Here is a 13,044-nt window from a genome sequence, read left to right as displayed (position 1 = left end):
GATCATCCTTTACGGAACGCCGGTATTCTGTGCGCGCAGGAGAGTTCCATCGGCGGGGGGATCGTATTGCAGACGACTTCGATGATCGACATGACGCCCCGGGATATCGTGGATCAGTTCCGTATGCTCATTCGCGACGGAGGGATCAGACCGGTGTTTCAGCCAATCGTTGATATTCGCGGAGGTTCGGTGTTCGGGTACGAGGTCCTGTCGCGCGGGAAACCGCCCCTCGAATCCCCGGAGGCGTTCTTTCGCGTTGCGCGCGAGAACGACATGCTCTGGGAATGCGAACAGGCGTGCCGGAAAGCCGCGTTTTCGAGCGGTCCGTTCAAGGCGTGGAACAAAGATGCGCGCCTCTTCATCAACGTCAGCCCCGAAATTTTCGTCGATCCCAGGTTCCGGCGGACGTTTTCGGCCGCGCGCCTCAAGGAAGCGGGTTTCTCGGAGCGACAAATGGTTTTCGAGATCACGGAGAAGTGTTCCGTCCCGGATTACCGCGCGTTGTCGGAGGCCGTCGCCCACTTCAGGCATCAGGGATTCGAAATCGCGCTCGACGATCTCGGGGCCGGAAATTCCGGACTTCAGACGCTGGCGTGCTGCGCTCCCGACTACATGAAAATCGACATGTCCCTGATCCGTGGAATAACGCACGACCCGTACAAGCAGAACATCGTGGCGTTCCTCTGCTCCTTCTCGTCGAAGGTGAACGCGAAGGTCATCGCCGAGGGCGTCGAGGACTGGGACGACCTCAGGACGGTCCTTGAGCTCGGCGTCCGCTTCGCGCAGGGGTATTGCCTCGCGAGACCGACCGGGGAGATCGAAGCTCCTGAAGAATCCGTCATGCGGGAGATACGGGACATCCGGAACGACATCCTCCGCAGGACGGGTGACGTCTGCGAGGGTGAAGAGGGCGTCATGGCGCTGGCGCAACGGGGAACGGTCCTGCGGTGCGCAGAGATCGACTGCGAGGAGATGGAGCGCCGTTTCCGCCGTTCCCCCTCGACCGACCACGTCGTCGTCTTGGACGGGGCGAAACCGTACGGTCTCATCACGCGTCAGGGATTCTTCCAGAAAATGGGAGGTGCCTTCGGCTACCAGCTCTTCCAGAAGCAGGCGGTCGAATGCGCCGCGAAACGCGATTTTCTCGCGGTGCCGCGGCAGACGCCCGTGAGCGGACTCGCGAAGTCGGCAATGGAGCGATGCCACGACGACCTGTACGATCCCGTCGTCGTCGTCGACGAAAACGGGAACTACTCCGGCACGATCACGATGAAGCAGATCATTTCGCGCGCGGAAGAACTCGAGATCGAGCGCGCGCTGAACTGCAACCCGCTGAGCGGCCTGCCGGGAAACCGGCACATCGAGGCGTGGATCCGCGAGAGCAGGGACGGCGGAACGCCGTTTTCGCTGATCTACGCGGACCTGGACCGGTTCAAGGAATACAACGACACGTACGGCTTCACGAACGGCGACCGGCTGATCATGTTGCTGACACGAATCCTCAGGGACGCCCTCGCCGATCTTCCGAAAGGCTCCCGTCTGGGGCACGTCGGAGGGGATGATTTCGTCTGCGTCGTTCCGGGAAAGGTTCCGGCGGATGTCCTGAAAACCGTGTGCGTTTCCTTCGACAGGGACAGGATGGAGCTCTTCAGCAGGACGGACGCCTTGCGGGGGTTTTTCGAGGCGAGAGACCGGAAGGGCGAGATCTGTCAGGTTCGGCTGACCACGCTTTCCCTTTCCGTGGTCGAGAGTGAAAAGCTGGAGGCCGGAATGCACGCGGGGCACATCGCGCAGGTCGCCGCATCCCTGAAGCACTACACCAAGCAGATGACGGCCCTCGAAGGGAAAAGCACGTATCTCTTCGAACGCAGGGTTCATTCGACTCCCATCCTGCTGGGAACCGGAGCCGTTTCCACGCCGCGCTGAGGGAACCCGTCGAGGCGCACGACAACGAGTACGTCACTCGTCGGATTCCGGTTATGTCGAACCCCGCGCGATCGCCTCGAACTCGGCGGCGCACCCGAGGAAAACCCTGACGAGACGCGGGTCGAAATGGACTCCGGCACCCGCGACGATAATGGCGACGGCCTCCTCGTGGGGAATCGGGATCTTGTAGGGGCGTCCGCTTACGAGCGCGTCGTAGACGTCGGCGATCGCCATGACCCTCGCGATGAACGGGATATCCTCTCCTTTGAGCCCGTGCGGGTATCCCGACCCGTCCCACTTCTCGTGGTGGAATTCCGTGATCTGCCGCGCGTAGACGATGAAGGGGGCGTCCCCCAGGATCCTCGCCGCCTCGAGGAGCACGTCGCTCCCGATCGTCGTGTGTCGCTTGGCGATATCGAACTCGGGCGGCGTCAGCTTTCCGGGCTTGAGGAGGATCATGTCCGGGACCCCGACCTTCCCGATGTCGTGAAGCGTCGCGGCCTGCCAGAGAAGGGGGATATGCTCGCTGGGGAAAAACGCCTCGCCCCCCGAACGCTCGAGGAGCAGCCGGAAATACTCCTTCGTCCGCAGGACGTGGTCTCCCGTCCCCTGGTCGCGATACTCCGCGAGGATCACCATGCTCGCGATCAGGACCTCCTGATGGCGCTCGAGTTCTTTCGTCTTGGCGGCGATCAGAAGCTCGAAGCGCTTGCGTTCGGAAATGTCGCGGATGCTCTCGATGGCGCCGACGACCTTTCCCTCCGCGTCGCGCAAAGGTGAGACCCTCGCGTAGATCCAGCCGCCCCTGCCTCCGTTCATCGCGGGACAGAACGCTTCTCCTTCGTAGACGTCGCCGTTCCGGATGATCGGCGAGTAGAGTTCCGCCGTCGCGGGTTCGTATCCGAACACCATATCCATGAGCTGCGGCCGCTTTTCGCCGTAGAACGGAACCGTGTAGGCGTAGTCCCCCCGGCCAAGCATCTCAGAAGCCGGGATTCCCGTCATCTCCTCCATCGCCCGGTTCCAGATGATCACGCGTTTCTCCCTGTCGACGGCCAGCGTCGCGTCCGGCAGAAAGTCGATGATATCCCTCAGCTGCCGCCTCACCGCGGACGCCTCGGTTTCGGCCCGCATCTTTTCGATATAGACGCTGAGCTGGTTCGCGACGACCTGGAGGATCTCGAGGGCGACATCGTCGTACGCCGCCGGATCGCCGTAGCTCTGCAGGATGACGGCGCCGAAGACGCTGCCGTTGTTCTGCATCGGAACGCCGAGCCACACCTCGGCGCGCGCTCCGACGAGGTCGATGATCCCTTCGTCGGCGAGCCTCCGGATATCCGCCTTCGTGAACCGCATCGCCCGCCCGTTCCGGATGACCATCCCGGTCAGCGATCTCTCGCCGGACCAGCACGCCGGAAGCTCCTTTTCGTCGCGACTCAGGTCCGGCAGGGTTCGGAGGGTTTTCGCGGCTTCGTCGTACTCCGCGACGAGGAAATTCCGCGTATCCATCAGTTCGCCGAGTTCCCTCCGGGCGATTCCGACGACCTCGTCCGGCGTCCTGGCGCTCACGATGCCGTCGGCGATCGCGCGCTGCACCCTCTCGACCACTTCCGCCCGCTTCCGGTCGGTAACGTCCGTATCCGTTCCACGATAGCCGCACAGCTTTCCGCCGTCGTCGAACAGGGGAACCGCGCTCACGGAGAACCACCGGACGGCGCCGTTCCGCGCCCTCACGGGCATCTCCCGCATCCGGAAGGGTTCTTCCCGGCCGAACGCCTCCGATATGACTCTGCAGAATGCCTCCCTTCCTTCGTCCGGGTGAAGATCGCACAGCCGAACCCTTCCGACGAGATCCCCGGGAGGGTATCCGAGAAGCGCTTCCGCCGCGCGGCTCACGAACGTATACGTCCCGCCGGCGTCGACCTGCCAGAGGAACGTCCCGCTCAGCTCCGCGATCCGGTTCAGAGTGTCGTCGCATTCCACGTAGATTTCCGCTTCGCACGAACCGTCGTCAGCGGTACCGCTCCGCTTCCCGGCCAGATCCCCCGTCATCGGAATTCGCCCCCTCCGCCGCCTCTTTCTTCCCGGATATCCGGAAAAACCGCCTCGCCCGGAGCGGATTCTCCCGACAACGGGATGTCGCGTTCCGGTTTCGTCCGCATGGTACCACCATGCCCCGAGAGCGGCAAGAAGCCCCCCGTTGACGATCTCCCGGAGACGTCGTATCATCGTTATATTCACCATTTGTATATATGAGGTGATGATTCATGCCCACGGTACGCATGACGAAATCCGCCGCGAATCCGAGGGTACGGGATCCGCTCTCGAATCTGACGGACATTCTCGTCCCCTCCCCGCAGGCGACCTTCCTCTTTCGCGACGGAGAGGACGCGGAGGATTCCGGCGGAATCGGGCGCCCCCCGCGACGCATCCTCGTCGTCGACCGCTCCCGCCCGGCGACGCCGGGCGCGGACGCGATCCTCGAACGCGACGGCGCCCTCGTCCGGGGAAAGGTGTCGGACGATGCGGAGGAAGAGCTCGTCTGGGGCGTCGTCACCTGGGAACTGATCCGTCGCTCCTGACCGCCATGCCGCTCATCGGACTGTGCGACTGCAACAACTTCTTCGTCTCGTGCGAACGGCTCTTCCGGCCCGACCTGAAGAACCGGCCCGTGGTCGTCCTCTCGTCGAACGACGGGGTCGTCATCTCGCGCTCCAACGAGGCGAAGGCTCTCGGAATTCCCATGGGCGAGCCGTTCTTCAAGATCGAGGGGATCGTGAAGGCGTACGGGGTGAACGTCTTCTCGACGAACTTTCCGCTCTACGACGACATTTCGAATCGCGTCCACGCGATCGTCCGGAGCCGTACCCCCGAGACGGAAGACTATTCCGTGGACGAATCGTTCTTCTCCCTCGACATCGCGGCGCTCTCCTCTCCCGAGGCGTACGCGCGCGACCTCGCCGCGACGATCCTGCGGTGGGTCGGAATTCCCGTTTCGATCGGCCTCGCCCCCACGAAGACGCTCGCGAAGCTCGCGGCCGACCACGCGAAGAAGCACGCGGAGACGGGAGGCGTCCATCGGATCGCCCCCGGGCCGGAGCTCGACGCGATGCTCGGCCGAACGCCGGTCGGAGACGTCTGGGGCATCGGACGGCGTCACGCGGACTTCCTGAGACGCTGCACCGTGGACACCGCCCGAAAGCTCCGCGACAAGCCCGACGAATGGCTCCGGCGTCACCTCACGATCCGGGGGCTCCAGACGGGGTGGGAACTCCGCGGCGTGTCCTGCGTTCCGATCCGGACGGCCGATCCGCCGCAGAAGTCGATCCAGGTGTCGCGGTCCTTCGGCGCTCCGACGACGATGATCGACCCGATCCGCGAAGCCGTGACGACGTTCGCCTCCCGCGGGGCCGAGAAGCTTCGCGCGCAGGGAATGCGGGCCGGCGTGCTGAACGTCTCCATCACGACGTCCCGGTTCCGTCCGCCCGTCACGTGCCCGGTCGGGAGGAAGACGTTCGAGGCGCCGACGTCCTACACCCCGACGCTCGTGAAGGCGGCGCTTTCCGTCCTCGACGAGATCTTCGTCCCAGGCGAATGGTACGTGAAGGCTGGCATCGCCCTGTCGGAGTTCTCGGATGAGGGGCGGCGACAGCTCTTCCTGCCCGGCGCGTCGACCGCGCCGGAGGAGGACGAGCGGAGGGCGCGCTGCATGGAGGCCGTCGACCGGATCAACAGGATCCTCGGGCAGGACGCGATCCGCCCCGCCGCGATGCCGCCGCGCGGCGGGGAATCGGGATGGGCGCCGCGACGCGATTACGGGGCGCACCAGAAGGCGTATCACTGACGCGCGGGCGTTGACAGAACGCGGAAAACGGCGTTGAATAGGCGCGTTTCGATCTCGGAACGGGGTGAAAGTCCCCACTGGCGGTATCCCGGCCTCCCGGCCGGGGAGCCCGCGGGCCATCCTTCCCCGCACGGCGCGGAGGGGCGCGCAGATTCCGGTGAGAGGCCGGAGCCGACGGTGACAGTCCGGATGAAAGAGAGGAGGACGCATCATGACATCGCAGTTGCAGGAGCGTTTCGGGGATTCCGAGGCCCGTGTCGCCGCGGCGGTCGCTTCCGTCGCGGAAGGCCGCGGCATTCTGGTCACGGACGACGGAGACCGCGAGAACGAGGGGGACCTGATCTTCGCGGCCGAAAGCCTCACGGTTCCCCAGATGGCCATGCTGATCCGGGAGTGCAGCGGAATCGTATGCCTCTGCCTGACTCCCGAGAAGATCGACTCGCTGGAACTCCCCCCGATGACGCGGACCAATACGAGCCGCTACTCCACGGCGTTCACCGTCTCCATCGAGGCGGCGGAGGGAGTCACGACGGGCGTCTCGGCCGCGGACCGCGTCCGGACCGTCCGCGCGGCGAGCGCGCCCGGCGCGCGGCCGTCGGACCTGCGGCACCCCGGACACGTCTTTCCCCTTCGGGCCCGGCCGGGCGGCGTCCTCGAACGCCGCGGGCATACCGAGGCCACCGTGGACGTCATGCGTCTCGCCGGGCTCGCTCCCGCGGGAGTGCTCTGCGAACTCACGAACCCCGACGGCACGATGGCCCGCCTTCCGGAGATCCTCGAGTTCTCGCGGCGGCACGACTTCCCCGTCGTCACGGTCGACGACATCGCGCGCTACCGCGCGGCGCACGACAGCCTCCATCCGTGACGCTCGTTCCGCAACGTTTCAGGCATTCGGGCCCGCTTCGACGGGCAAGGGACGATCAGGGGCGGGAAACGGATTCCGTCGCGTCCGGCAACGACAGATCGCCGCCATAACCGCCATTGCCGAGAATATGGCGTTGCAGCAGCGCGACCCCCTCTTCCTCGCGCTTCTCGCGGAGCAGGCGCACGAGCTCGCGATGCTCGTCGAGACTGGGGTTCGTGTCGAAATCGAGAAAAGACTCGAACAGTACCATATAAATGAACGAACGGGAGAGAAGATTTTCGACCAGTTCGCAGAGCGCGACGTTGCCGCTCGCCCGAGCAATGATCTTGTGGAACCTGGTGTTGACATCGAGATAGCGATCGAGGTCGCGCGTGGCGAAGATCGCCTCTTCTTTCGCTATTTCCTCGTCGAGCATGCAGAGCTGTACGGGCGTGATGCGGTGGATCGCCTTTCGAAACGACAGGACCTCGAGGTAGGCGCGTACTTCAATGGTATCCGCGCGCTCCTGCCTGGAAGGGTTGACGATGCTCGCGCCCTCGTTCGGGAAGATTCCGATGAGCCCCTCGTTCGCAAGCCACCGAAACGCCTCGCGAACGGGGGTGCGACTGATGTGCAACTGCTGTGCGATCGCTATTTCCGGCAGATGCTCGCCGGGCTGGAACTCCTTGTTCAGGATTCGCCGGCGCAGAGTCGCGTACGCGTACTCCGCCGAGGATTTGTTCGTCTGTTGAGCCAATGGCCGCACTCCCCCAAAGATGATGTACTCGGTGAAACGAGAATCCCCCGGCCGATTACAGGAACGTACAGATGTACTCCGTAATCGTCGCGCACTTTACCCGAAAGGAGGAGTGCGCGGGCACCGTATACGACTCGCCCACGCCGATCGTGCGCCACGCCGTTTCGCCGGGAAGCAGGATTTCTTCTCCCCCGCGCGTGATTTCGACGACCTCGGCCTCGTGGGTATCGAACGCGTATTCGCCGGGAAGAATGACGCCGAGCGTCCGGCGCCTGCCGTCATCCGCATGATAGGTCCGGCTTTGGACCGCGCCATCGAAGAAGATGTTCGCGAGAACATTCACCTGTGCGTTCCGGATCGTTTCCGGTTTCATGATACTCCACTCCTTTTCTGATGTGCAATGCACTTTCGCTCAGCGGACACAATACATCGCGTACTGTCCGTTTCCCGTGACGCAGCGGATGTAACCGGAGTATTTGGCATCGATCCCGGGGTCTCCGGTATCGACAAGCATCGGCGAACCTTCGAGCGCACACAGCTTCGCCGGCGTACACAGCACGAGCAGGTCCGATGGATCGAAAAACCGCAGCACGCGCGCGCTGATCTGCTGGTTGCCGCGCCCGAAGAGAAACCCCTGCCCGCCGATCGGCGTCATAACGAGCTTCCGGCGCTTGTAAGCGTCGCAAAGATCGAGCAGGCGCGTCTCGGTCAGATCCTTTCCCGTCATTTTTCCGCCGAGCGCCGCGTCGACGCCGAGCAGCGTTCCGTCCAGACCGAGACGATCCTTGAGCGCCATTGTCGTGGTGCCCGGACCGATCACGTAGAGCGTCTCCGGCTCCATCAGCTCGCGCACGACGTACCCCGCGATCGTACGCTGCACCGACTCCTCGGAGAGCGCGCTGCCCGCTTTCAGCCCCTGTACGCGCTGCCGAACGTACGGCACGCACAGGAAGCCGTGAAGCCTCGCCTGCACCGAGCCCTCCCGGAACAGCTCCTCGTCGATATCCATGACTTCCGACGCGCGCGTCGCGGTCGCCGGATCCTCGAGGAACTGCCTCGCGACGTCCCCGCTTTCCCGCGGAGAACAGCCGAATACCGCGGAATGAATCTTGACCCCCGCCGGAATGCCGAGCGACACGACATCGGTCCCCACGACGCCGCAGATGTCCCGCGCGGTGCCGTCGCCGCCGGCGAAGAGCAACAGATCGACGCCGCGCCGCAGAATCGCTCCGGCGGCTCGGATCGTGTCGTTGCGCGTGGTCGTCGTCGGGTCGATTTCATCTTTCAGCAACACCTCCGGGGAAAAACCGGCGGCGCGCGCAGCGTTTTCCCCCATGTCGCCCGGAAACGTGACGATTCTCACGACGTCGCGGAGGGGCGACAAGCAGGCCAGAGCGACAGCCGTCCGCGATTGCGAGCGCGGCGTCGCGCCGCGCTCGATGGCTTGCCGCAAAACGGACATTCCGTCGGTGCCCTTCAGGCCGACGCTCCCGCCCATTCCGGCGATCGGGTTGACAATCAGGCCAACCGTCTTCATTCGTTCCCGATCCGCGTCATTTCGCGACGAAGTAATCGTCGAACTTCTTCCGATACATGCGCCACGTGATCGCCCACTTCTTCTCGTCGTCGAAGTACGAGTGGTCGATGTGATGGACCGTGCTGCGGTGCGGCGCGTTCCTGACGACTTCCGGCGTCTCGTACGCTTCGCGCGCTATCTCGGCCGTGATCGCGAGAAACTCGTCGAGTTCCTGCTTCGAATACGACTCCGTCGGCTCGATCGTGAACGGCTCGGGCACGACCCACGGCTCGTGGCTCGTCCAGTAATGCACGCCGAAGTCGAACATCCGGTTCTGGACGTCCGACGTCGTGACGCCGGTTTCCCGCTTCATCGTCTGCCAGCTGTACCGCACCTGCTCCATGCGGTGCTCGTCCGGAGCGTACGGCGCCGACGCGCCGCGGATCTTCAGGACGTTGCGGAACATGTAGTTGTTGTTGAGCACGGCGACGCGCGCGACCTCGCGCAGGCCGTCCGCCCCGAGCGCGCGGATCCACGCCAGCGCTTTCAGCATCGCGTGGATGTTGCCGTGGAAGTTCTTGATCTTGCCGACAGAGTTCGGCAGGTCGTAGTCGAGATAATACCGGCCGGTCGCTTCGTCCTTTTCCACGAGCGGCACGGGAAGGAACCGCCGAAGGCTCGAGCGGACGCCCACGACGCCGCTCCCGGGGCCGCCGCATCCGTGGGGCGCCGAGAAGGTCTTGTGCAGGTTGAAGAAGCACAGATCGAATCCCGATTCGAGCGCGCGCGTGACGCCGATGATGCCGTTGAGGTTCGCCTGATCGTAGCTGCACAGCCCCCCGTGCGCATGAACGAGGTCCGTGAATTCCCCGATTCGATGGTTGTAGACGCCCGTGTCTTCGGGGTTCGTGATCATGAGCGCCGCCGTCCGGTCGGACACGGCCGCGCGGAACGCCTCGATATCCGGACGTCCGTCGGGTCCCGGATAGATCGTGATGATCCTGAAGCCCATGAGCTTCGCCACCGCGGCGTTCGTCGGATGCGAGAAGATCGTCGTGACGATCTCGTCCTTCCTGCCGAGCTGGCCGGTGTGCTCCACCCACGCGCGGATGATCGAAATGATCGCGTAGAGCCCCTGCGACCCGCCGCCCGACTGGAGCGAGAACGCGTCCATGCCGGAGATGGCCCGGAGCGCGCGGTCGAGTTCGTAGACGATTTCGAGCGCTCCCTGAACGGTCGATTCGTCCTGATACGGGTGAATGTCCGCAATTCCGGAATTCCGCGACAAGATCTCATTGACCTTCGGGCTGTATTTCATCGTGCAGGTTCCCTGTCCGATGTCGATATTGAGATCGGCCCCGAGATTTTCCTGCGACAGCCGCAGGTAATGCTTCAACACGCGCATCTGCCCCATCTCGGGCAGTTTCGGCGCTTCCTGACGAACCATATCCGCAGGCAGGGCCGCCAACGCCTTTTCACCCGCACGCCGGACATCGGCCGGGGCTTCCGGCACCAGAACGCCGCGCTCGCCCGGCGTCGTCAGTTCGAAGATGATCGGTTCGTCCCAGCGAGCCTGGTGGAAATCGCGCAACTTCGTCGTCATGTCCATTCCCATGAATGCCGCCTCCCCCGCCTACGCGACGATGTCGCGGAGCGCCGCGACGCACGTGTCCATATCCCGCTGCGTCAGCACCTCGGTGACGCTGTAGAGCGCGCATTCGCGTCCACCCGTAACTTCCGTCCGGAAACCGCCGAAGATGCCCCGGTCACGCAGCGCGGCGTTGATGGAATCGACCGTCTTCCCCGTGCCGTCGAAGCAGACGACGAACTCCTTGAAGTGCGGCGTCGCGGCGAACGGAAGCGTCACGCCAGGGACGGCCGCCATCCGGTCCATGAGGTACCGGCATCGCATGAAGACGCCCTCGCCGAGTTCGCGCATCCCTTTCGGCCCCATGAGCGCGAGATAGACGCCCGCAGTGATGCCCCAGAGCGCCGCGGCGGTGCCGACGTATTCCTTCGCGTGTTCGCGGTCCGCGAACGAGGTTCGTTCCCACGCGACGTCGCCGAAGCCCCACTCGCCCTTCGCGGTCGGCGCGATGCCGAAGAGCCGCGACGGATACTCGCGGATGAATTTCGGATCGTCTCTTGTCGCGATGAAACCACCCCGCCCGCCGCCGAAATACTGGTGCATGCCGAGCGGCTGGATGTCGCCGCACGTAATGTCGGCGCCGCGGCGCGACGGCGGCGTCAACAGCCCCAGAGACGAAGGGTCCGTTCCGACGACGAAGAGCGCGCCCGCTCCGCGGACGATTTCTGCGATCGCCCCTGTCGACGCGTCGATCGTACCGAAAAACGACGGATTTTCGACGTACACGGCCGCGGTTTCGCCCGTCACGGCGCGCCGGAGCGCGGCGCGGTCGACGCAGCCCGTTTTCGGGTCGATCGGCACGACCTCCGGCGAGAGATCGGGATGGCAGTAGTTTCGGATCACCGCCTGCGTTTCGGGGTGGACATTCGCCGCGACGAGCACACGCCTCCGCCCCGTGATCCGGGAGCACATGCGGATCGACGTCGCGGCGGCCTGCGCGCCGTCATAGGTCGGAACGTTGACGACATCCATATCGACAAGTTCCGCCATCATGCTCGTATACTCGAAGAGCGCCTGGAAGCGTCCGTGGTCTTCGTAGGGTTCCCCCGCGTACGCCGTCAGGAATTCGCTGCGCTGGTTGATCTCGTCGCAGATCGCCGGAACGTAGTGGTTCCAGCAGCCGCCGCCGAGAAAGCTGATATTCTCGTTCGTGGTGGCGTTTTTCGCGAGAATGCGCGTAAAGCAGCGATGCAGTTCCGCCTCCGACAGCAGCGGCGGCGGAAGATCGAGCGGTCCGTGCAGCCGGACATCGCCGGGAATGCGTTCGAACAGTTCGTCGACACTCGCCGCGCCGATCGAGTCAAGCATCTCGCGCTGTACCTCTGGAACAGAGTTCGGAATATACGGATACACGACTCCGGAAGTCGTCATCTCCTCAGCCTCCCTGAATGAATTCGAACAGATAGAGCGATACGCATCGGATGGAAAGCGCCCCCGCGTTCGGGCAACGTCGCCCGGGTCCGGCCGATGCCGGACAAACGCCGGCGCCGCTACAGGCGCGTGAAGTCGGCGTTCCGGTATTCTTCGAGAACGCCGGTCACAATCGGGCCGAACCGCTCGGCCAGAAGCGCGTGCACAAGCGCGGCCATCCCGGCGCCCTCACCGCCATAGACGTCCTCGACCGTATGCCGGAACGTATGGAAGACATGCGCCACGTGATAGTCGAACGGCATGACGACCACGGCGCCCGGAGGAACGAGACGATCCCGCGCGTTCATCGTGTCGTTCGTGATCCGGGCATCTCTGAAATAAAACCGGCAACACCCCCCGCGATGCTGGGTGCTCTCGAGGTCGAGGCGGAGCGACGGCGAGAAGCCGCGCACGATCGCCGCGTCGATTTCGCTGCAATACGCCACGCCGCACTCGACGGCGTCCTCCTCGCGGAACGTCGCCGCCCACGGGCACCGCGTCACGCGTTCGTCGACGACGCCGGCCCCGGCCGTTACCGACATGTCGTACGCACCGGGCGAAGGCGACCATTCGCTGTACGCGAAATACGCGTCGAAGTCGAGTCGGTTGCCGTCGCGGAGAGCGCGCAGGCTCATGCGCCTCCCCCGCTGTTCGCCGTAGGTTTGTGCGGCCTTGATGAATGTGTTCTTCCCGTTCTCGCCGTACGCCTTCGCGAGGTGCGCAAAAAACAGCGACAGAATGACGGCGTGGTGTCGTTCGGCAAGCATCGTGCAGACCTCCTTGACGCAATGGGTGTCACCACATGGGGGGAGTGCCCCGCCCCGACCGGGACGGGGCACTCTTTTTCCGGGTCAGTCCCGGATCTTCGGATCCCGCGTTTCAGGGGGAAGCGGGGGCTGCGTATTCGGGAACGCGAGGATCAGCGCAAGCGCGAGCGTCGCGCCGAGTCCGGCGTAATACATGCCTGGAGCCTGGCCCTTGTTGAAATACAGAATCGCGCCGTAGACGAAGAAAAAGTTCGCGACGAGCATCAGGAGGCAAAGCCACGTGCGCGCCTTGAGTCCCATAACGATGGATTCGAGTATGTTCGACATCTCTC

The 13,044-nt window shown here is 64.2% G+C and carries 12 protein-coding genes and 1 riboswitch; of the genes, 4 read left to right on the top strand and 8 right to left on the bottom strand.

Features of this window, described 5'->3' with window-relative positions:
- The first annotated feature begins 66 nt into the window (after window positions 1-66).
- Window positions 67-1,926 (top strand): EAL domain-containing protein, encoded by a 1,860-nt coding sequence (locus ACZ5IU_RS07835; RefSeq protein WP_464421646.1) that lies wholly within the window; start codon window positions 67-69, stop codon window positions 1,924-1,926.
- Window positions 1,927-1,977: 51 nt separating this feature from the next.
- Here the strand turns inward: ACZ5IU_RS07835 and ACZ5IU_RS07830 are convergent, their stop codons facing one another.
- The gene (locus tag ACZ5IU_RS07830) at window positions 1,978-4,155 is read right to left on the bottom strand and encodes a PAS domain-containing protein (RefSeq protein ID WP_464421644.1); all 2,178 of its coding nucleotides are present in this window, start codon (window positions 4,153-4,155) and stop codon (window positions 1,978-1,980) included.
- A 38-nt stretch (window positions 4,156-4,193) separates the two neighbouring features.
- On the opposite strand from ACZ5IU_RS07830, the gene ACZ5IU_RS07825 reads away from it, so the two are divergent.
- The 3 genes from ACZ5IU_RS07825 (at window position 4,194) to ribB (ending at window position 6,635) form a co-directional block, all read left to right on the top strand.
- Window positions 4,194-4,508, top strand: a complete 315-nt coding sequence (locus ACZ5IU_RS07825; RefSeq protein WP_464421642.1) for a hypothetical protein — start codon at window positions 4,194-4,196, stop codon at window positions 4,506-4,508.
- Window positions 4,509-4,513: 5 nt separating this feature from the next.
- Window positions 4,514-5,770, top strand: a complete 1,257-nt coding sequence (locus tag ACZ5IU_RS07820; RefSeq protein ID WP_464421640.1) for a Y-family DNA polymerase — start codon at window positions 4,514-4,516, stop codon at window positions 5,768-5,770.
- A 46-nt stretch (window positions 5,771-5,816) separates the two neighbouring features.
- Window positions 5,817-5,975, top strand: a riboswitch (FMN riboswitch).
- 6 nt (window positions 5,976-5,981) lie between these two features.
- Complete coding sequence (ribB, locus tag ACZ5IU_RS07815; RefSeq protein WP_464421638.1) at window positions 5,982-6,635, top strand: 3,4-dihydroxy-2-butanone-4-phosphate synthase; 654 nt, start codon at window positions 5,982-5,984, stop codon at window positions 6,633-6,635.
- Between the two features lie 55 nt (window positions 6,636-6,690).
- Here ribB and ACZ5IU_RS07810 read toward each other — a convergent pair whose 3' ends face one another.
- The 7 genes from ACZ5IU_RS07810 to ACZ5IU_RS07780 all read right to left on the bottom strand — a co-directional run bounded on the left by ACZ5IU_RS07810 (window position 6,691) and on the right by ACZ5IU_RS07780 (window position 13,039).
- On the bottom strand, window positions 6,691-7,371 hold the full coding sequence (locus tag ACZ5IU_RS07810) for a GntR family transcriptional regulator (RefSeq protein ID WP_464421636.1): 681 nt from the start codon (window positions 7,369-7,371) through the stop codon (window positions 6,691-6,693).
- Window positions 7,372-7,426: 55 nt separating this feature from the next.
- Window positions 7,427-7,744, bottom strand: coding sequence for a pyrimidine/purine nucleoside phosphorylase (gene ppnP, locus ACZ5IU_RS07805; protein ID WP_464421634.1), 318 nt, complete (start codon window positions 7,742-7,744; stop codon window positions 7,427-7,429).
- Window positions 7,745-7,783: 39 nt separating this feature from the next.
- Window positions 7,784-8,908 (bottom strand): ATP-NAD kinase family protein, encoded by a 1,125-nt coding sequence (locus ACZ5IU_RS07800; protein WP_464421632.1) that lies wholly within the window; start codon window positions 8,906-8,908, stop codon window positions 7,784-7,786.
- A 16-nt stretch (window positions 8,909-8,924) separates the two neighbouring features.
- Window positions 8,925-10,496 carry an aminomethyl-transferring glycine dehydrogenase subunit GcvPB gene (gene gcvPB / locus ACZ5IU_RS07795; RefSeq protein WP_464421853.1) on the bottom strand — a complete coding sequence of 524 codons (1,572 nt, stop codon included), beginning with the start codon at window positions 10,494-10,496 and terminating at the stop codon, window positions 8,925-8,927.
- A gap of 24 nt (window positions 10,497-10,520) precedes the next feature.
- Complete coding sequence (gcvPA, locus tag ACZ5IU_RS07790) at window positions 10,521-11,906, bottom strand: aminomethyl-transferring glycine dehydrogenase subunit GcvPA (protein ID WP_464421631.1); 1,386 nt, start codon at window positions 11,904-11,906, stop codon at window positions 10,521-10,523.
- A 119-nt stretch (window positions 11,907-12,025) separates the two neighbouring features.
- Window positions 12,026-12,712: an L-2-amino-thiazoline-4-carboxylic acid hydrolase gene (locus tag ACZ5IU_RS07785; RefSeq protein WP_464421629.1), complete on the bottom strand. Its 687-nt coding sequence runs from the start codon at window positions 12,710-12,712 to the stop codon at window positions 12,026-12,028.
- A gap of 84 nt (window positions 12,713-12,796) precedes the next feature.
- A complete protein-coding gene (locus tag ACZ5IU_RS07780) occupies window positions 12,797-13,039 on the bottom strand; it encodes a hypothetical protein (RefSeq protein WP_464421627.1) in 243 nt (80 codons plus the stop codon).
- Window positions 13,040-13,044: the final 5 nt, after the last annotated feature.

The organism is Lactivibrio alcoholicus (assembly GCF_055390895.1).
The sequence above is the reverse complement of the archived record's forward strand: the minus strand, read 5'-3'. Positions and strand labels throughout refer to the sequence as shown.

Coding starts and splice junctions, on each gene's coding strand:
- ACZ5IU_RS07830 (WP_464421644.1), bottom strand. CDS start 4,155: ATGATACGACGTCTCCGGGAGATCGTCAACGGGGGGCTTCTTGCCGCT.
- ACZ5IU_RS07825 (WP_464421642.1), top strand. CDS start 4,194: ATGCCCACGGTACGCATGACGAAATCCGCCGCGAATCCGAGGGTACGG.
- ACZ5IU_RS07820 (WP_464421640.1), top strand. CDS start 4,514: ATGCCGCTCATCGGACTGTGCGACTGCAACAACTTCTTCGTCTCGTGC.
- ribB (WP_464421638.1), top strand. CDS start 5,982: ATGACATCGCAGTTGCAGGAGCGTTTCGGGGATTCCGAGGCCCGTGTC.
- ppnP (WP_464421634.1), bottom strand. CDS start 7,744: ATGAAACCGGAAACGATCCGGAACGCACAGGTGAATGTTCTCGCGAAC.
- ACZ5IU_RS07800 (WP_464421632.1), bottom strand. CDS start 8,908: ATGAAGACGGTTGGCCTGATTGTCAACCCGATCGCCGGAATGGGCGGG.
- gcvPB (WP_464421853.1), bottom strand. CDS start 10,496: ATGGACATGACGACGAAGTTGCGCGATTTCCACCAGGCTCGCTGGGAC.
- gcvPA (WP_464421631.1), bottom strand. CDS start 11,906: ATGACGACTTCCGGAGTCGTGTATCCGTATATTCCGAACTCTGTTCCA.
- ACZ5IU_RS07785 (WP_464421629.1), bottom strand. CDS start 12,712: ATGCTTGCCGAACGACACCACGCCGTCATTCTGTCGCTGTTTTTTGCG.
- ACZ5IU_RS07780 (WP_464421627.1), bottom strand. CDS start 13,039: ATGTCGAACATACTCGAATCCATCGTTATGGGACTCAAGGCGCGCACG.